This is a genomic window from Pseudonocardia xinjiangensis, assembly GCF_012911925.1.
GTDB classification, from domain to species: domain Bacteria; phylum Actinomycetota; class Actinomycetes; order Mycobacteriales; family Pseudonocardiaceae; genus Pseudonocardia; species Pseudonocardia xinjiangensis.
Window position 1 is genome coordinate 106,685 of the sequence record NZ_JAAXKY010000004.1, and the last position, 19,097, is coordinate 125,781.

Genomic DNA, 19,097 nt, shown 5'->3' on the forward strand with positions numbered 1-19,097 from the left:
CGCCGATCGAAGGGACCCCGCCATGACGCAGGCACGTCCGATGCCGATCCACATGCGGCGTGACGGTTTCGACCCGCCGGCGGAGCTCGCGCAGGTGCAGGCCACCGCGGGTCTCACCCGGGTCGAGACGTTGTTCGGGTTCTCGGCGTGGGTCGTCACCCGCTACGCCGACGTCCGCGAGGTGCTGGCCGACGCGGTGCGCTTCAGCAACGGCAGGCGCCCGCCCGGGTTCCCCGGGCTCGCCGGGGCCGACACCGAGGGATCGCTGCTTCTCAGCGACCCGCCCGAGCACACCCGGCTGCGGAAGCTCCTGAGCCCGGAGTTCACCGTGCGGCGGATCCGGCGGCTGGAGCCGAGGATCACCGAGATCGTCGAGGACCATCTGGCGGCGATGGAGGCGGCCGGGCCCCCCGCCGACCTGGTGGAGTCGTTCGCGCTGCCCGTGCCGTCGCTGGTGATCTGCGAGCTGCTCGGCGTTCCCTACGCCGACCGTGCGGAGTTCCAGGGGCGGGCGCGCCGGCAGCTCGACGTGTCGCTCGACCTGGAGGTGCGCGCGCAGGCCCGGGTGGAGTCGCGGGCGTTCATGGCCGAGCTGGTGGCGCGGGCGCGCGTCGAGCCGGGGGACGACCTGCTCGGCATGCTCGTGCGCGAGCACGGTGACGCGCTCACCCCCGGCGAGCTCACCGGCATCGCGAGCCTGCTCCTCATCGCCGGCCACGAGACCACCGCCAACACCATCGGCCTCGGTGTCCTCGCCCTCCTGCGCGACCCCGAGCAGCTCCGGCTGGTGCGCGACCGGCCCGAGGGCGTCGAGGCAGCGGTGGAGGAGCTGCTGCGCTTCCTCTCGGTGGTGCACAGCGGCGTGCCGCGGTTCGCGAACGAGGACGTGGAGCTCGCCGGTGAGCGGATCGCGGCGGGCGACCTGCTGGTGCTGTCGCTGCCGGTCGCCAACCGCGACCCCGAGCTCGGCCAGGACCTGGACCGCCTCGACGTCACCCGCGCCGTCACCCGCCACGTGGCGTTCGGGCACGGCGTCCACCACTGCCTGGGGGCGCCGCTGGCCCGCGCCGAGCTGCGCATCGCCCTCCCCGCGCTCCTGCGGCGCTTCCCGGCGCTCGCCCTCGCCGATCCCACCGCCGAGGTCGAGTTCCGCTCCTACAACGTCGTCTACGGGGTGAGGTCGCTGCCCGTCACCTGGTGAGGCTCACGCCCTCGTCACCACGACGACCGGGATGACCCGGTCGGTGGCGGCCTCGTGGTCGGCGAAGAAGGGATAGGCCTCCTTCAGCGTGGACCAGAGGCGTTCGCGCTCGGCACCCGTGGCGGGGACGGCCGTGGCCTCGTAGGTCTCGGCGCCGACCTCCACGGTGACGTGGGGATCGGCCTCGAGGTTGCGGTACCACTCGGGATGGCGCGGTGCCCCCATGTTGGACGCGATGAGGAGCAGCCGGTCGCCGTCGGGATGGAACATCATCGGCGTGGTGCGCCGCTGCCCGGTGCGCCGTCCCGTGGTGGTGACCAGGACGAGGCGGTCCCGCTGCATACCGGGGATCTCGCCACCCGCCCGGAACTGCTCGATCGTCCGGCGGTTGATCTCCGCCATGTCGCTGGTGTCCGGTCTGCTCATTCGTCCTCCGTGTCTCGATCCGCCCGATCAGGGACATGATGGCCTGTTCATCCGACATGCGAGGACGCCTCGCGTAGCGTGACCCGCGGCGCGGCCGCGCCCGTGCTGACCGGGGGTGCTGCTGATGAACCTCGAGAAGGTGGTCTTCGGCTTCTTCGTGCTGCTGGCCGCCACCCTGAACTTCGGCTTCTTCATCGGCGACATCGCCAACCCCGCGTTGCACAACATCTACGAGCTGTTCGCGGCGGTCGTCGTCAGCCTGATCGCGACGGTCCTCAAGTTCGGCGACCGCACGCAGATCGGCGCCGTGCACCTGGCCACGAGCCTGGTGGCCGACCTGCAGCTCATCGCCGCGGCGCTCGCCTGGACCTACGCGGCCCACATCTCGACCGAAGGGCTCACCCCCTCCGCCATGGCCAGCGTCGTGTCGCTGTCGGGCGGCGCGCTGTTCGCGAACGTCGTGTCGGTGGTGCTGCTCGTCGTCGAGACCGTCTCGTACCACCGCCGGTAGGGGGTGCACTGGTGGGCAACCCACTGCTCTCGTTCTGGTGGCGCCTCTTCGGCCAGGACGAGCAGCGGACGGGCCGGTTGCGCAGGCGCATCCCGATGGCGTCGGCGGTGCAGGCCTCGGCCACGATCTTCCTGATCCTGCGCCGGATGCGCGTGCCGCTCATCATCCTGATCACGATCTTCGCGGTGAGCGTGCTCGGCCTGACCCTCGTGCCCGGCCGCACGGCCGAGGGACTGGCGTACCGGATGTCGTTCTTCGACGCCTTCTACTTCATGAGCTACACCGCATCGACGATCGGTTTCGGCGAGCTGCCCTACACGTTCACCGATGCCCAGCGGCTGTGGGTGACCGCCACGATCTACCTGACCGTCATCGGATGGGCCTACGCGATCGGCTCGCTGCTCGCGCTCGTGCAGGACCGCGCGTTCCGCCAGGCGCTCGCCCTGCAGCACTTCACGCGGAAGGTGTCGCGGCTGCGCGAGCCGTTCCTGCTGATCGTGGGGTACGGGCGCACCGGTGAGCTGCTCGGACGCTCGTTCGACGCGCTCGGCAGGCGGTTCGTCGTGATCGACTCCGAGAGCGAACGCATCGACGGTCTCGACCTCGACCCGTACCACGCCGACGTGCCGGGTCTCGTGGCCGACGCCCGCGATCCGGGTCATCTCGGCGTGGCGGGGCTCGGCAACCCGCACTGCGAGGCGGTGCTGGCCCTCACCAACGACGACGAGGCGAACCTGGCCGTCACCATGACCGCGGCCCTGCTGCGGCCGGACCTGCCGGTCATCGCGCGCACGGTCTCCACCCTGATCGCCGAGCGGATGCACGCCTTCGGCACGCCGACGGTCGTCAACCCCTTCGACCGGTTCGGCGACCACCTGCGGATCGCGCTGCGCGCGCCCGCCACCTACCAGCTGATCACGTGGCTGGAGAGCGGGCCGGGGGCCGAGCTGCCGCCCCGGGCCAGGCCGCCGGCAGAGGGCCGCTGGGTGGTGTGCGGGTACGGCAGGCTGGGCCGCGAGATCGTCGAGGACCTGCAGGCGGAGGGCCTGGACGTGACCATCATCGATCCCGTCGCCGACCGGCCGGCGGCTGCGGAGGAGGAGGCCACCCTCGTCTCCGGCCACGGGTTCGAGCCCGCGGTGCTGGAAGGGGCAGGCGTGGCGGAGGCGGTCGGTTTCGTCGCGGGCACGGACAACGACACGAGCAACCTGTCGCTCATCGCCGCCGCCCGGCGGGTCAACCCGGCCCTGTTCGTGGCGGCGCGGCAGAACCGCCCGTCCAGCGGGCCGTTGTTCGCCGTGATGGACGTCGACTCGCTCCTCGTGCCGACCGAGGTGGTGGCCCACGAGGTGTTCGCGCAGCTCAGCACGCCGTTGCTGTGGCGCTTCCTGAAGGAGGTGCCGCATCGGGGCGACCCCTGGGCGGCCGAGCTCGTCGACCGGATGACCGAGCTGTGCAGCCGGCACCTGGAGTCGCTGTGGAAGATCCGGCTCACCCACGACGAGGCGCCCGCCCTCACCACGTGGCTCGCGGGTGGCGATGCGCGGCTGGGTGATCTCCTGCGCGATCCCGACGTCCGCGAGGTGCGGCTGGACGTGGTCGTCCTGATGATCCTCCGGGACGACGAGTGCCTGATGACGCCGGACGACGACACGGTGCTCGCCACGCGCGACGAGCTGCTGCTCGCCGGGCGGCCCGCGGCGCGCCGCGCGCTCGACACGACCCTGGTCGTCGACGGGGCGCTGCAGTACGTCGTGACCGGCCGGCATGTTCCGGCCAGCTGGATCTGGCGCCGCCTCTCCCGCGAACAGGGGTAAGCATGGACAGCATGCGCGACTACCCGCAGTCGATGACCCCGCCCGAGGGCGTCGAGCCCGTGCCCCGGAGGGTGCGCGCCGTGCTCGCCGGCCGGGTCGTGCTCGACACCGTGCACGCTCTCTACGTCTGGGAGTGGCCGTTCTACCCCCAGTACTACATCCCGCTGTCGGACGTGGACCCGGACGTGCTCGTCGACGAGCAGCACGTCCAGCGCGTGAGCCGCGGCGTCACGCGGCTGCACGGGCTCCGGGTCGGCGACACCGAGCGGCCGGGCTCGGCCCGGGTGTACACCGACGAGGCCGTGGAGGGGCTCGCCGGGACGGTGCGGTTCGACTGGGCCGCGATGGACTCCTGGTTCGAGGAGGACGAGCAGGTCTTCGTCCACCCCCGCAACCCCTACACCAGGGTGGACGCGCTGCGCTCCACCCGCACCGTGCGGGTGGAGCTCGACGGTGTGGTGCTGGCCGAGTCGTCGGCGCCGGTGATGGTGTTCGAGACCGGCCTGCCCACCCGCTACTACCTCGACCGCACCGCTGTGCACTTCGAGCACCTGGAGCCGAGCGACACAATCACCCCGTGCCCGTACAAGGGCCGGACCAGCGAGTACTGGTCGGTGCGCGTCGGCGACCAGCTGCACCCGGACCTGGCGTGGGCCTACGACTTCCCGACCGCGGCGCTGCTGCCCATCGCGGGCCTGGTGGCGTTCTACAACGAGAAGGTCGACGTCGTCCTGGACGGTGAGCCGCAGCCCCGGCCGACGACGCACTTCTTCCGCTGACGGCACCGACGTCCACTTGGACCACCGGCGCGCCCACCTGGTCCTGATACTGGCGCTCACCTTCTCCACCGGTGTCGTCGACGCCGTCGGTTACCTGGACCTCGACCGCGTGTTCACCGCCAACATGACGGGGAACGTCGTGATGCTCGGGATGGCCCTGCTGGGCAGCGAGGACCTGCCGGTCGCCCGGCTCGCGCTGGCGCCCGCCGGGTACCTCGTGGGTGCCGCGCTGGCCGCGTGGGTGCTGCGCGCGGCACGTGGGGGCTGGTCGACGCGCACGTCCGCGCTCCTCGGGACCGTCGCAGGCGTCGTGCTGGTGCTGGCGCTGGTGCTGCCCCGGCTCGGGGCGCACCCCGCCGACCCCGTCGGGTCGGTCGTCACCTCGGTACTGGCCATGGCCATGGGCATGCAGGGAGCCACCGCCGGGTGCGTCGCGGTCGAGGACGTCACCTCGGTCGTGGTGGTCTCGACGATCACCGCGCTGGCCGCGGACTTCCTGCCCGGCAGGAAGGCGCTCTGGCGTCCCCACCTCGTCGTGGTTGCGCTGATCCTGCTGGGGGCCGCCGCCGGTGCCGGCCTGCTGCAGTGGAACATCACACCCGCGCTGATGCTGTCGTCGGTGATCACCGGCGGCGTCGCGATCGCGGGTCACCGGGCGGCCCGGGAGACCTGATCGCGCCGGCCGTCCGGCGTTCGTCCGCACCGATGGTGGGCATTCGTCCCCCACGCACCATGTTCTCCGGCGTAGGTGGGTAGACCGTCGGCAGCACTCGCCACAGCCGAACGGGGAGCTCAGCCGATGACGTCCGGGAACGAGCTGCGCGACCTGGTCGGATCGACGGCGTACGACCGGGCAGGGGAGAGGATCGGGACGGTCGGTCAGGTCTACGTCGACGACGACACCGGCCGGCCCACCTGGGTCACCGTCCAGACCGGGCTCTTCGGGACCTGCGAGAGCTTCGTCCCGGTGGAGGACGCCGAGTTCGGCGACGAGCGGGTCACCGTGGCCTACGACAAGGCGACGGTGAAGGACGCGCCCTACATCTGCGAGGACAGCCACCTGTCCCCGCAGGAGGAGGAGCTGCTCTACCACCACTACGGCATCGAGTACGAACGCGTGGCCCCGGCGGCGGGCCCGACAGCCGATCCCGACCCCGACGGCATGGACGACGACGAGGCCGACACCGCACTCGGCTGTGACACGGTCGGGGAGACCCTGCGTGATCAGCCACTTCCCGGGTATGTCCTCGCTTGCGACGCCGACGCGCGGCGTCGGCAGTGGAAGGGGCAACCTGACATGTCACAGCGCAACACCGTGGTTCGAAGCCTGCACGACCTCGGGCTGGCCGCCTGGTTCGGTGGCTCACTGGCCGGTGCCGTCGCCGTCAACGGGGCTGCCGCCGACGTCCCCGACGAGAAGCAGCGCCTCCGGGTGGCCAACGCCGGATGGGCGCGCTGGACCCCGGTCAACCTCGTCGCGATCATCCTCCATCTCGTGGGGGCGACCGGGCTCCTCCTGGGCAACAAGGGCCGGGTGGCCGCGCAGCAGGGCGTCGGGGCCTCCACGACCGCCAAGTCCGCCGTGACCGGTGCCGCGCTCGCGGTGACCGCCTACAGCCGGCTGCTGGGCAGGAAGCTCGAGCGGGCGGAGGGCACGCCGATCGAGGGCGCCACGGATCCCGCCACCGACACCCCGTCCGACGTCGCGAGGACCCAGCAGCAGCTGGCGGTGTGCCAGTGGGTCGTCCCCGCGTTGACCGGCGCCCTCGTCGTGCTCAACGCCGTACACGGCGAGCAGCAGCGCCCGAAGCAGGTGGTGTTCGGGATCCTCGCGAAGCTCGCCCGCGTGTTCCCGGTTCGAGAGTGATTGAGCGCTCATGCAGTAGTACCGAACCGTAACGACAGTAGGCGCGTACTAACCAACGAGGGGGAGTTCCACCCCGCACCACGCGGGGAGGCCCCATGGTGACGATGCGCCGCTCCGATGGACTCTCGTCGGTGCGACCACGCCGGGCCGCTGGCCCGCCGTGTGCGGAGACGAGGTGAACGATGTTCGGTGAACGTGCAGGGACCCGGCTTTCCGAGCTGGACGGCCACGACCGGCGCCGTACCTGGGAGAACGTCTACGACGACGGATCGCGGGCCGAGCTGCTGCCCTACCGGAGCGAGCTGTGGCGGCTCGACGAGTGCGGGCCGGCATCAGGGCAGGATCCTCATGTGCTCTGAGAACCCACCCGACCGCCGGACGGGGGACGACACCCGGCGGTCGGGGGAGCACACCATCGATCTGCTGGTCTCGTTCCAGCAGGCTCCTCCTCGAACACAGCACGGCCACGTGCTCCCGCACGGGGTGGGGACACGGCACGACCAGGGGAGGAAGTTCGGATGAGCACGCGCAACACGATTGAGGTGGCCATCGAGGGGGGCCGGCGGGCAACCGCCGCGCCGGCGGCGCCGCTCGTGTGGAAGTTCGGCGGGACGTCCGTCGCAGACCACGACCGCCTGCGCGCGGTGGCCGAACGCATGGTCGCCGCACAGCGCTCCGGCCGCGGGGTCGTGGCGGTCCTATCGGCGATGGGGAAGTCCACCGACAAGCTCGTCGACCAGGCGTATGCGATGTCGTCGAGGCCGCCTCTGCGGGAGCTCGACGCCCTGCTGTCGGTCGGCGAGTCGATCTCCTGCGCGCTGGCGTCGATCGCGGTGGCCGAGCTCGGCTCCCACGCGGTGTCGCTCACGGGACCGCAGGCCGGGATCGGCACCGACGCCCGCCACGGCAACGCCCGGCTCGTCGGCATCGAGCCGCACCGCATCCACGAAGCACTGGCCGACGGGGCGATCGTGCTGGTCACGGGCTTCCAGGGGATTGCGCCCGACGGTGACGTGACGACGCTGGGCCGAGGGGGCTCGGACGCATCGGCGGTCGCCGTCGCGGCGGCGCTCGACGCCGGCGAGTGCGAGATCTTCACCGACGTCCCGGCCGTGTTCACCGCCGACCCCCGGGTGGTCCCCGACGCCCGCAGGCTGTCGTCGATCCGGCACGAGGAGATGCTCGAGATGGCCGAGGCGGGCGCCGCGGTGCTCCAGCCGCGGTCGGTGGAGCTGGCGCTGGCCCACGGCGTGGACATCCACCTGCGGTCGAGCTTCAGCACCGAGGAAGGCACCTGGATCCGGCGCGAGGCGGCCGGTTTCGAGGGAACGGCCGAGGTCGCCGGGATCGCGCACCGGCGGGAGGAGAGCCTCTTCGCCGTCGACGGGGCAGGTGCCGGGGTGGTCGCGGCGGCTCTCGCCGAGCGGGCCATCACGGTGGGCGCCATCGTGCCGACCACCTCCGGGGTCCAGTTCACCGCTCCGGGTGCCGACCCCGTCGAGGTCACCGCCGCGCTCGACGCCGTCGATCTGGCTGCGAAGGTCGACGAGGATCTCGGTTCGGTCTCGGTGGTGAGCCTCGGCATGGCCCGCAAGCCCGACATCCCCGTTCGCGCACTTGCCGCCCTCGAGGCGGGAGGCATCCCCCCACGGCTGGTCACCACGACCCCTGGCCGGATCACGGTTGCTGTGTCGTCGTCGCGGGTCGACGACGCGGTGCGGCTGCTGCACCAGACCTTCATCCCGGCCGCCGGCAGCGCCACCGTCTCCGACCTGCACTCACCGGCCGACGCCGCCTGACGGCGGTGCCCCGGGCGTCGGTCGCCACCGCCTCCCGCGACCGGGCGCACGCCCTGCGCCCGGTCCGGCGATGAGCCCGCCGGAGGTACGCGGGAGAAGCAGCCACCGGTAGGCCCGCCGACCGTGCGATTATCGGACTCCCCGCACGGGGAGAACGGCGCCGGCACCGAGCCCGGGAATACCGCGGCCGACGAATACGGAAATGTGTAGGACCCGTCACTGAGTGTGAATAGTGTGCGAGCCATGACCGGTCCCACCACGCCGAGCGTGTTCACGCTGCCTGATCGGCGGCCTCTGCTGGGTGGCCCCAGGGGAATTCGTGCGGAGGGCGGTACCGGTTCCCGTCAATGCGCGGTATGGATTTCGCCGCGAATCCAGAGTGGTCGGGCGTCGAACTGTGAGTAGTATCAGGCATATCTGCCGATCTTCCCATGGCTCCTGTTCTGCGCAGTGGGGGCGACATGTCACGTGATCGCTTCTCGCACCCGCGGGGTGTGGCGGGCGGGCTTGCCGGGCGCGGCCAGGAGCTCCGGCTCATCCGGTCCTTCCTCGCGTCGGCGGCCGTCGAGGGCGCCGCGCTGCTGATCGTCGGCGAGCCGGGCGTGGGCAAGACGATGCTGCTCGACGTCGCGGAAGACGAGGCGTCGTCGGCGGGCAGCCTGGTGCTCCGTTCCGCCGGTGTGGAGTTCGAGGCCGACCTCGGGTTCTCCGGTCTGAACCAGACGGTGCTCCCGCTCCTGGGCGAGACCGACCGGCTGAGCGCGCCGCATCGCGAGGCGCTGTCGGTGGCGTTGGGCCTCGGGAGCGGACCGGCCCCGGACCGCATGGTGGTGTCGGCCGCGACGCTCGCGCTCCTGTGCCGGGTCGCTGCCGACCGCCCGGTGCTCATCGTGATCGACGACGTGCACTGGCTCGACCGGACCAGCGCCGCGGTGCTCGGCTTCGTGGCACGGCGGCTGGCCGGACACCGCATCGGGTTCCTGGCGGCGTCCCGTCCGGGCACCGACAGCTTCTTCGAACGCTCGGGCCTCCCCGAGCTCGAGCTGCAGCCGCTGGACGACGACGCGGCGCTCGGGCTGGTCAGCGAACGGTTCCCGGCGCTGGACCGGGGCGTCCGGGGGCGCCTGCTGGCAGAGTCGCAGGGCAACCCGCTCGCGCTCCTGGAGCTGCCCGCGGCACTGAGCCACCCGCAACGCTCGGCCCTGCGCGCGCTGCCCGAGGTGCTGCCGCTGAGCCGGCGCCTCCAGTCACTGTACGCGTCGCGGATCTCCGAGCTCCCCGAGCCGACCCGGCAGCTGCTGCTGCTCGCGACGTTGGACGGCACCGGCGACCTGCGTGTCGTGCAGGCGGCGGCCACCTCCGCGCGCGGAGCGCCCGGGGATCTCGCACCGGCGGAACGGGTGGGTCTGGTGCAGGTGGGCGGGAGCGGCGCCGCTCTCACCTTCCGCCACCCGCTCACCCGCTCCGCGGTCATGGAGCTCTCCACCACCGACGAGCGGCGCCGGGCGCACCTGGCGCTCGCCCAGGTGCTGGCGGACCAGCCCGAACGGCGCGCGTGGCATCTGGGCGAGGCGACCGTCGAGCCCGACGAGGAGGTGGCCGGTCTGCTGGAGGAGGCCGCGCACCGGCTCTTCGGGCGAGGGGATCCGGGAGGCGCCGTCGCCAGGCTGACCCGTGCCGCCGACCTCAGCCCACTGCGCACCGAACGGAGCAGGCGGCTGGCCGAGGCCGCCTACCTCAGCGCGCTGACCGTCGGGGGAGTGGACGGCGCGTCGGAGCTGCTCACCAACGCACTCCCGGAGCACAGCGCGTCGCTGTACGCCGTGGCGACCGCCGCCGGGTACCTGCTGATGGACCGGGGCAGCGACATCGACACCGCCCACGGCCTGCTGGAGGCGGCCATCGCCTGCCACCCCGAGCGGACCGACGCCACCGACGAGGAGCTCATCGAGGCGATCTGGTCGCTGTCGTTCCTGTCGTGGCTGAGCGGGAGCCCGGAGAAGTGGCAGCCCGTCCACGATGCGGTGGCCCGGCTCCGGCCGCGCGCCCCCACGGTCCTCGCCCTGTACGAGAAGACCGTCCCGGACCCGGTGCGCACGGCACTGCCCGTGCTCGACGAGATCGTCGCCGTCTGCGGTGACCTGGGCGGCGAGGTCGACCCCGTCAAGATCGTCCGCACGGGGCTCTCCGCCCTCTACGTGGACGGGCTGGCGGTCTGCCGGGAGAGCGCGTGGCGGGTGCTCGGCGACGGCCGGGACGGCGGAGCGGTCACCCAGGCGATCCTCGCCATCGTGCAGCTGTGCCACGACGACTTCGGCGCGGGCCGCTGGAGGGAGATGGCGGAGCTGGCCGACGAGGCCCTCGAGCTGTGTGACGCCCATCGGTTCCGCTACTTCCGCTGGCAGCTGCAGTACTTCACGGCGCTGGCCGCTGCCGTCCGCGGCCACCAGGACGCCAGCCGGGCCGCGTCCGACGAGATCGTCGGGTGGGCGACGCCGCGGGGCGCCGCGGGTGCGCTGGCGTTCGCCCACCACGCCCGCGCGCTGGCCGCGGTCGCGCGCAACGACTTCGAGGAGGCCTACCAGCAGGCGGCCGCGATCAGCGCGCCGGGAACGTTCGCCTCGCACGCGCCGAACGCTCTGTGGGTGATGCTGGACCTCGTCGAAGCCGCGACGCGCACCGATCGACGGCCCGAGGCGACCGCGCACGTCACGGCGATGCGGGAAGCCCGCATCGGTGCGCTCTCGCCGCGACTGGCACTGGTGACGGCCGGATCGGCGGCCATCGCCGCCGACGACGACCGCGCCGCCGGGCTGTTCGAGCAGGCGCTCGCCCTCCCCGAGGCCGAGCGGTGGCCGTTCGAGCTCGCCCGGGTCCGGCTCGCCTACGGCGAGCACCTCCGGCGGTCCCGGGCCGCGGCGGCGTCGCGGGTCCAGCTCTCCGCGGCGCGGGAGGCGTTCGAGCGCCTGGGGGCCCGGCCGTGGGCCGCCCGGGCGGCCCACGAACTGCGGGCCACGGGCCACAACCGGACGCCCACCCCCGACCTCGGCATGCTCACGCCGCAGGAACGCGAGATCGCGGTGCTGGCCGCCTCGGGCCTGACCAACAAGGAGATCGGGCAGCGCCTGTACCTCTCGCACCGCACCGTGGGAGCGCATCTCTACCGGGTCTTCCCGAAGCTCGGCATCACCTCGCGCGCGGCGCTGCGGGATGCGCTCGCCTCGGTGGGCTCGTCGTCCGGCCCGGACGCGCGCTAGCCCCTCCGCGCCACTCACCTGGGGTGAACCCGACCTCGGTCCGGGGGAGCCCACGAGTGCCTCGGGGGCGCACACCATCGATCACCACCACGACCGCTGACAGGCTCCTGACCAGCACGTACATCAGCTGGATCCGAGGAGTCACCGTGACCACGCTGCAGGAGCCCGCACACCTTCCCCCGTCGCACCAGGACGGTCCGGCCGTGCTCGTGGCCTCCGACCACGCCCAGGGCTCGCGAGCCCGCCGCGGCGAGCGACTGGACCACGTGTTCGAGGAGCGGTGCGACTGGATGCGCACCTACGGCCGCGCCGGCCACCTGGCCGTCGACGCCGGTGAGACCACCCTGACCTTCACCGAGCTCGATGAGCGGGCCAACCGCCTCGCCCGGTACCTGCTGGCGAACGGGGCGCGGCCGGGTGACCGGATCGGGTTGTTGTTCGACCAGGCGGTGCATTCCTATATCGGGATGCTGGCGGTGTTGAAGATCAATGCTGCGTACGTGCCGTTGGATGTGGCGTTCCCGCCCGATCGCATCGCCTACATCCTTTCCGATGCCGGTGTGCGGATGGTGCTGTCGTTGTCGCACGTTCGGGATCGCGTCGAGGGGCTCGAGGACTTCGCGCCCGGCCTGGTCTACCTCGACGAGGCGGCCGGCGACATCGCCCGCCTGCACCCGGCCCGGCTGTCCGACGCCGAGCGCGGCGACGCCGTGGAGGATCTGGCCTACCTGATCTACACCTCGGGCACCACCGGCCGGCCCAAGGGCGTGGCGATCGAGCACGCGAGCATCTGCAACTTCGTGCGGGTGGCCGCGGAGGTCTACGGCATCCGGACGCAGGACCGCGTCTACCAGGGCATGACCATCGCGTTCGACTTCTCGGTGGAGGAGATCTGGGTGCCGTGGGTGGCGGGCGCGACGTTGGTGCCCAAGCCGGCGGGTTCGAGCCTGCTGGGGCTGGATCTGCACGAGTTCCTGACCGAGCGGCGGGTCACGGCGATGTGTGTGGTGCCGACGCTGCTGGCGACGCTGGAGGAGGACCTGCCGCTGCTGCGTTTCCTGCTGGTGTCGGGGGAGGCGTGCCCGCAGGACCTGATCGCGCGCTGGCACAAGCCGGGGCGGCGGTTCCTGAACGTCTACGGCCCGACCGAGGCCACCGTGACCGCCACCTGGACGACCCTGCACCCCGACCGGCCGGTCACCATCGGGCAGCCCCTGCCCACCTACACCACCGTCATCCTCGACCCCGACAACCCGCACCGCGCCCTGCCCCACGGCGAGACCGGCGAGATCGGCATCGCGGGCATCGGCCTGGCCACCGGCTACCTCAACCGCGACGACCTGACGGCGAAGGCGTTCATCCCCGACTTCCTCGGCATCGCCGGCAACCCTTCGGGGCGCATCTACCGCACCGGTGACCTGGGCCGGGTCAACGACGACGGCGAGATCGAGTACCTCGGCCGCATCGACCTGCAGGTCAAGATCCGCGGTTACCGCATCGAGCTCACCGAGATCGAGTCGGTGCTGCTGCAGGTGCCGGGCATCGCCGCCGCCGTCGTCGACACGTTCGAGCCGGCGCCCGGCACCGTCGAGCTGGTGGGTTACTACAGCCTGCGCACCGGCGTCACCGCCCTCGACGCCGAGACGATCACCGCGCACCTGCGCGAGCGGCTGCCGTCCTACATGGTGCCCGCCTACCTCGAGCACCTGCCCGTCATCCCGATGACGCCGCAGGACAAGGTCGACCGCCGCGCCCTGCCCGCCCCCACCGCCGGCCGGGCCGGCGCCTCGGCGGGCGAGCACGTCGCCGCGGCCACCGACACCGAGCAGGTCCTCGTCGACGCCCTCGCCGCGACCCTCGGGGTCGAGCAGGTGTCCGTCGACAGCCACTTCTTCGACGATCTCGGCGCCAACTCCCTGCTGATGGCCCAGTTCTCCGCTCGGGTCCGGAAGCAGACCGCGCTGCCGTCACTGTCGATGCGCGAGATCTACCAGTGCCCTACGGTCCGGCAGCTGGCCGCGGCGTTCGGCGGGTCCGCCCCGTTGCAGCCCGCCGCGCCGGTGGAGCCCGTCGACGTCCCACGGTTCGGGCGGCCCCGCCTCGTGGCGGTCGGGGCGGCGCAGCTGCTGCTGTTCCTCGCGTCCGCCTACCTCACCGCCGTGGTGGTCGAGCAGGGCTTCTCGTGGGTCACCGCCGGCGCCGGGTGGCTCGAGACCTACACGCGCGCAGTCGTCTTCGGCGGCGCGACCTTCCTCGGGTTCAGCCTGCTGCCGATCGTGGCGAAGTGGCTGCTCATCGGGCGGTGGACGGCCCAGGAGTTCCCTGTGTGGAGCCTGCGCCACCTGCGCTTCTGGTTCGTCAGGACGCTGATCCGGGCCAACCCGATGGTGCTGTTCGCGGGGTCCCCGCTCTACCTGCTCTACCTGCGTGCGCTCGGCGCGAAGATCCGCCGCGGTGTGGTGGTGTTCTCCCGCAGCGTCCCCGTCTGCACCGACCTGCTGACCATCGGCGACGGCACCGTCATCCGCAAGGACTCGACGTGGAGCGGCTACCGGGCGGTCGCCGGCCGCATCGAGACCGGACCGGTCACCCTGGGCGCCGGCGTGCTCGTCGGTGAGCAGACCGTCCTCGACATCGGCACCTCGATCGGCGACGGTGGCCGGCTCGGCCACGCCTCGTCACTGCAGACCGGCCAGCACGTCCCCGCGGGCGAGCGCTGGCACGGTTCCCCCGCCGAGCCGGCCGGCACCGACCACGCCTCCGTCCCGCCGGCCCGCTGCGGCGCCGTCCGCCGGTTCGTCTACTCGGCGTGGCAGCTGGTCAACCTGCTGCTGCTCGTCCCGCTCGGGTTCACCATCGGCAGCGTCGCGGTGCAGAAGATGATGGAGTGGGACGCCGTACCGACGGGCACCGGATCGTTCTGGCTCACCCACGCGGCCTTGTCGGCAGCAGCCTTCTTCGGGCTCATCCTCGGCGGGCTGCTGTTCGTGACCACCGTGCCGCGGGTGCTGAGCCTGGCGCTGCGCGCCGACACCGTCTACCCGCTCTACGGGTTGCGCTACGGGATCCTCCGCACGATCACGCGCACCACCAACGCCGCGTACTTCATGAACCTCTTCGGTGACAGCTCCTACATCATCGGGTTCCTGCGCGCGCTCGGCTACCGGATGCGCGACGTCCAGCAGACCGGCTCGAACTTCGGCGTGGCCCAGAAGCACGACACGCCCTACCTCGTGACCATCGGCTCCGGCACCCTCGTCTCCGACGGCATCTCGATCATCAACGCCGACGTATCCAGCACGTCGTTCCGGCTGTCCGAGGCATCGCTGGGCTCGCGCAGCTTCCTCGGCAACGCCATCGCCTACCCGGCCGGCGCCCGGATCGGCGACAACGTCCTCATCGGGACGAAGGCCATGGTCCCGATCGACGGCCCGATCCGCTCCGACGTCGGACTGCTCGGCTCGCCGAGCTTCGAGATCCCGCGCTCCGTGGACCGGGACAGCCGCTTCGACCACCTGAAGAGCGGCGACGAGTTCCGGCGCCGCCTGGCCGCGAAGAACCGGCACAACCTCGCCACCATCGCGATCTTCCTGGTGGTCGGCTGGTTCCAGTTCTTCGCGACGACCCTCATCGGGCGGGCCGCGGTCGACCTCTTCCCCCGCTTCGGCGAGCTCGTGATCGTCGGGTCCCTGGTCGCCACCCTGCTCTTCAGCCTCGTCTACACGGCACTGGTCGAGCACGCCGCCACGGGCTTCCGCAAGCTGCAGCCGCGGTTCTGCTCGATCTACGAGCCGTACTTCTGGTGGCACGAGCGGGTCTGGAAGCTCATGGGCTCTCTCGTGGCGATCTTCAACGGCACCCCGTTCAAGCCCGTGATGTGGAAGCTGATGGGGGTCCGCATCGGCCGCGGCGTCTTCGACGACGGCTGCGCCATGCCCGAGAAGTCACTCGTCACCGTCGGCGACGGCGTCACCCTCAACGCCGGGAGCGTCATCCAGTGCCACTCGCTCGAGGACGGCACGTTCAAGTCCGACCACACCGTGATCGGCGCAGGCGCCACCGTCGGGGTCGGTGCGTTCGTCCACTACGGAGTCACGATGGGGCCGGGCTCCGTGCTCGACGCCGACGCCTTCCTGATGAAGGGCACCGAGACGGCCCCCCACTCCCACTGGCAGGGCAACCCGGCCACCGAGGGGCGTGCTGTGAACTCGGCTCCTGCTCCTGCTCCTGCTCCTGCTTCGGCTTCGGCTTCGGCTCCTGCTTCGGCGCCCGTTCCGGTCGCCGAGCCCGTGCCGGCTGTTGCGTCGGTTCCGGCCACGCCGATTGCGGTGGCCGCCCCCGCCAGGGCCGCCGGGCCCGTCGTCACCCGCTTCTACTCACTGCCCAGCCCGCCGGCGCCCACCGCGCGCCCCCTTCCCGCGCCTGTCCGGGCGCCGCTCACCGCACAGGAGAACGCCATGCCCGCCACTCCCACCTCCCGGCTGTCCGTCGTCGCACCCGCCGAGCAGGCGGCCGGCGGCTTCGCGGCCCGGCCGCGCGTGACGACCGCCCTGCCGGGCCCACGCTCGTCCGAGCTGCTGGCCCGCCAGGAGCAGCGTGAGTCGAACGCCCGCGTCTACCCGCGGCACTTCCCGTTCGCTGTCGCCGAGGCGGCCGGCAGCCACATCCGCGACCTCGACGGCAACGTCTTCATCGACTTCCTCTCCGGCGCCGGTGTGCTCTCGCTGGGGCACAACCACCCCGAGCTGGTCGCCGCGGCCACCGAGCAGATGGGCATCTTCACCCACGGCCTCGACATGCCCTCGCCGGCGAAGGACGCGTTCACCGAGGCGCAGCTGTCGATGCTCCCCGCGGGCATGCGGGACCGGATGAAGATCCAGTTCTGCGGGCCGACCGGCGCCAACGCCGTCGACGCCGCGCTGAAGCTCTGCAAGACCGCAACCGGCCGCGGCGGGGTCGTCTCCTTCCAGGGCGGCTTCCACGGCAGCAGCCACGCCGCGATGGCGATGACCGGCAACGTGTCCCAGAAGCGCCCCATCACCAACGGCATGCCGGGCGTGAGCTTCTTCCCGTTCTCCTCGTGCAGCCGCTGCCCGCTGGCGCTCGACCCGGAGACCTGCCAGACCAACTGCGTCAGCTTCCTCGAGCGCGCACTGCGTGACCCCAACGGCGGCCTCGAGCTGCCCGCCGCGGTGATCATGGAGATGGTGCAGGGTGAGGGTGGCGTGATCCCGGCCCGCAAGGAGTTCGTCCAGCGCGTCCGTCAGCTCACCCGCGAGCTCGGCATCCCGCTGATCGTCGACGAGGTGCAGACCGGCTGCGGCCGCACCGGCACCTGGTTCGCGTTCGAGCAGTACGACATCGAGCCCGACGTGATCGTCGCGTCCAAGGCGCTCTCCGGGATGGGCCTGCCGGTCGCGATCGTGCTGTACGCCGAGGAGCTCGACACCTGGGCACCGGGCGCGCACAGCGGTACGTTCCGCGGCAACCAGCTGGCCTTCGCCGCGGGGACCCGGACCGTCGAGATCGTCCGGCGCGACGACATCCTCGGGAACGTGCAGGCCCGCGGCGAGCAGATCGCCGCCCGGCTGTCCGGGCTCGCCTCGCACCCGGGTGTGCTGGAGGTGCGCGGCAAGGGCCTGATGTGGGGCATCGAGCTCACCGCGCCCGGCGACGGCCGAACCGTCGCCGAGCTGGCCGAGGACGTCCAGGCCCGGGCCCTGCGCAGCGGCCTGATCGTGGAGCTGGGGGGCCGTGACCACTGCGTGGTCCGGATGCTGCCGCCGCTCAACGTCACCGCCGAGGTCGTCGACATCGCCCTCTCGATCCTGCTGCACGCCATCGAGGGCGCCTACGTCGACGCCACCCGGGCCGCCTGAGACCCACCCAGCCTCAGTCGAACGCCGGCGCCGCACCCGCGGCGCCGGCGTCGGCACGCGCCCACCTCACCCCGCGAGTCGCCCGAGTCGAACCCGCGAGTCGCCCGGTTCCCGCCCGCGAGTCGCCCGGTTCTGATGTGCGAGTCGCCGGGTCCGGACGTGCGCCGCTCTGCCGTACGGGCGAGGTCGACGTGAGCGGGGCGGCGTTCGCGTCTCACCCCCATCAGGTCGATCTCGCCGGGGCCGGGCAGCTCGGAGGGTGATAACCCGTGGTCGACGGAGGTGGTGTTCTCCTACGGTCGCGCGGTGACTCGGCGCGTGTTGTTCGTCGGCCTGGCGGGCCACGGGCACGTCACTCCCACACTGCCGTTGGTGGCCGAGCTCGTACGGCGAGGGCATCGGGTGCACTACGCCTGCGGACCCGAGTTCCGCGAGGCCGTCAAAGCTGCGGGGGCCGAGTGGGTGCGGTTGCCCGGCCTGCCCCCGTTCTCCCCGCCTGCGCAGGTCGGACCGCAGATCGTGGCGCTGTGGTTCCGCCACTTCTTCGCCGCACTGGCCGCGACCTATCCCGTTCTCCTCGAGCACTGCCGCGAGCACCGCCCGGACGGCGTGGTGTACGACGCCACCAACTGGCCGGCCCGGCTGGTGGCCCGCCGGCTGGGCATCCCGGCGGTGCGGACCGTGCCCAACCTCGCCGAGAACGAGAGCTGGACCGGCGTCGGCGACGCCCTCACCGGCGGCACCGCGAGTCAGCCGGAGATGGCCGCGCTCGCCGAGGATGTGGCCGCCTTCGCCGCCGAGCACGGCGTCGCCCTCGACGTCGCCGCGACGATGGACGTCACCGAGGACCTCAACCTGGTGTTCGTCCCGCGTGCGTTCCAGCCGGCCGGGGAGACGTTCGACGCCCGCTTCCGGTTCCTGGGGCCCGTGCTGGGCGACCGGGAGAACGCCGAGCCGTGGTCGCCGCCTCACCCGGACCTGCCGGTGCTGTTCATCTCGCTCGGATCGATCTTCACCGACCATCCCGCGTTCTACCGGGCCTGCCGGGACGCCTTCGACGACGGCCGATACCAGGTCGCGATGACCATCGGCGGTCTCGACCCCGCCGACCTCGGCCCCTTGCCCGCGACGATGCAGGTGCGGCCCTGGTTCCCGCAGCCGGCGGTACTGCGGGACGCCGCGGGGTTCGTGACCCATGCCGGGATGAACTCGACGATGGAGGCGATCTACTACGGCGTCCCGATGGTCGCCTTCCCGCGGATGCCGGAGCAGGTCGTCAACGCCGCCCGCATCGTCGAGCTCGGACTCGGGCGACGGCTCGATCCCGAGGATCTGACCGCTGACACCCTGCGCCGCGCCGTCGACGAGGTCGTGCGGAGCCCGGACGTCGCAGCCGGCCTCGCGGAGATGCGTGCGGAGGCTCGTCGCGGAGGTGGTGCCGCAGGCGGCGCCGACGCGATCGAGGAATACCTGCCGTAGCGCGTATCAGAGGGCGGGGCGGGTCAGGAGGGTCAGTGCACGGCGGCGCAGTGCGGCGAGCTCGGCCTGCGCGGTGGTGGGG

12 protein-coding genes are annotated in these 19,097 nt (G+C 72.0%); 11 read left to right on the forward strand and 1 reads right to left on the reverse strand.

Translation table 11 applies throughout. The features are described 5' to 3' along the window. The first annotated feature begins 22 nt into the window (after positions 1-22). Positions 23-1,201, forward strand: coding sequence for a cytochrome P450 (locus HF577_RS02995; RefSeq protein ID WP_169394143.1), 1,179 nt, complete (start codon positions 23-25; stop codon positions 1,199-1,201). A gap of 3 nt (positions 1,202-1,204) precedes the next feature. Here HF577_RS02995 and HF577_RS03000 read toward each other — a convergent pair whose 3' ends face one another. Continuing rightward, a complete protein-coding gene (locus tag HF577_RS03000) occupies positions 1,205-1,627 on the reverse strand; it encodes a nitroreductase family deazaflavin-dependent oxidoreductase (protein WP_169394144.1) in 423 nt (140 codons plus the stop codon). Positions 1,628-1,751: 124 nt separating this feature from the next. Here HF577_RS03000 and HF577_RS03005 point away from each other — a divergent pair, with 124 nt between their 5' ends. The 10 genes from HF577_RS03005 (at position 1,752) to HF577_RS03055 (ending at position 19,015) form a co-directional block, all read left to right on the forward strand. After that, positions 1,752-2,138, forward strand: coding sequence for a DUF6394 family protein (locus HF577_RS03005; protein ID WP_169394145.1), 387 nt, complete (start codon positions 1,752-1,754; stop codon positions 2,136-2,138). Positions 2,139-2,149: 11 nt separating this feature from the next. Beyond that, positions 2,150-3,955, forward strand: coding sequence for a potassium channel family protein (locus HF577_RS03010; RefSeq protein WP_211173711.1), 1,806 nt, complete (start codon positions 2,150-2,152; stop codon positions 3,953-3,955). A gap of 2 nt (positions 3,956-3,957) precedes the next feature. Continuing rightward, positions 3,958-4,734: a DUF427 domain-containing protein gene (locus HF577_RS03015; protein ID WP_246265544.1), complete on the forward strand. Its 777-nt coding sequence runs from the start codon at positions 3,958-3,960 to the stop codon at positions 4,732-4,734. A gap of 16 nt (positions 4,735-4,750) precedes the next feature. After that, positions 4,751-5,407, forward strand: coding sequence for a YoaK family protein (locus tag HF577_RS03020; protein WP_169394146.1), 657 nt, complete (start codon positions 4,751-4,753; stop codon positions 5,405-5,407). A gap of 126 nt (positions 5,408-5,533) precedes the next feature. Next, positions 5,534-6,601 carry a PRC-barrel domain-containing protein gene (locus tag HF577_RS03025; protein ID WP_169394147.1) on the forward strand — a complete coding sequence of 356 codons (1,068 nt, stop codon included), beginning with the start codon at positions 5,534-5,536 and terminating at the stop codon, positions 6,599-6,601. A gap of 182 nt (positions 6,602-6,783) precedes the next feature. Continuing rightward, complete coding sequence (locus tag HF577_RS03030; protein WP_169394148.1) at positions 6,784-6,960, forward strand: hypothetical protein; 177 nt, start codon at positions 6,784-6,786, stop codon at positions 6,958-6,960. A gap of 159 nt (positions 6,961-7,119) precedes the next feature. After that, positions 7,120-8,400 (forward strand): aspartate kinase, encoded by a 1,281-nt coding sequence (locus tag HF577_RS03035; protein ID WP_169394149.1) that lies wholly within the window; start codon positions 7,120-7,122, stop codon positions 8,398-8,400. 461 nt (positions 8,401-8,861) lie between these two features. Beyond that, positions 8,862-11,657: an ATP-binding protein gene (locus HF577_RS03040; protein ID WP_169394150.1), complete on the forward strand. Its 2,796-nt coding sequence runs from the start codon at positions 8,862-8,864 to the stop codon at positions 11,655-11,657. A gap of 146 nt (positions 11,658-11,803) precedes the next feature. Next, the gene (locus HF577_RS03045; RefSeq protein WP_211173712.1) at positions 11,804-17,536 is read left to right on the forward strand and encodes a Pls/PosA family non-ribosomal peptide synthetase; all 5,733 of its coding nucleotides are present in this window, start codon (positions 11,804-11,806) and stop codon (positions 17,534-17,536) included. A 306-nt stretch (positions 17,537-17,842) separates the two neighbouring features. After that, positions 17,843-19,015 carry a macrolide family glycosyltransferase gene (locus HF577_RS03055; protein WP_169394151.1) on the forward strand — a complete coding sequence of 391 codons (1,173 nt, stop codon included), beginning with the start codon at positions 17,843-17,845 and terminating at the stop codon, positions 19,013-19,015. Positions 19,016-19,097: the final 82 nt, after the last annotated feature.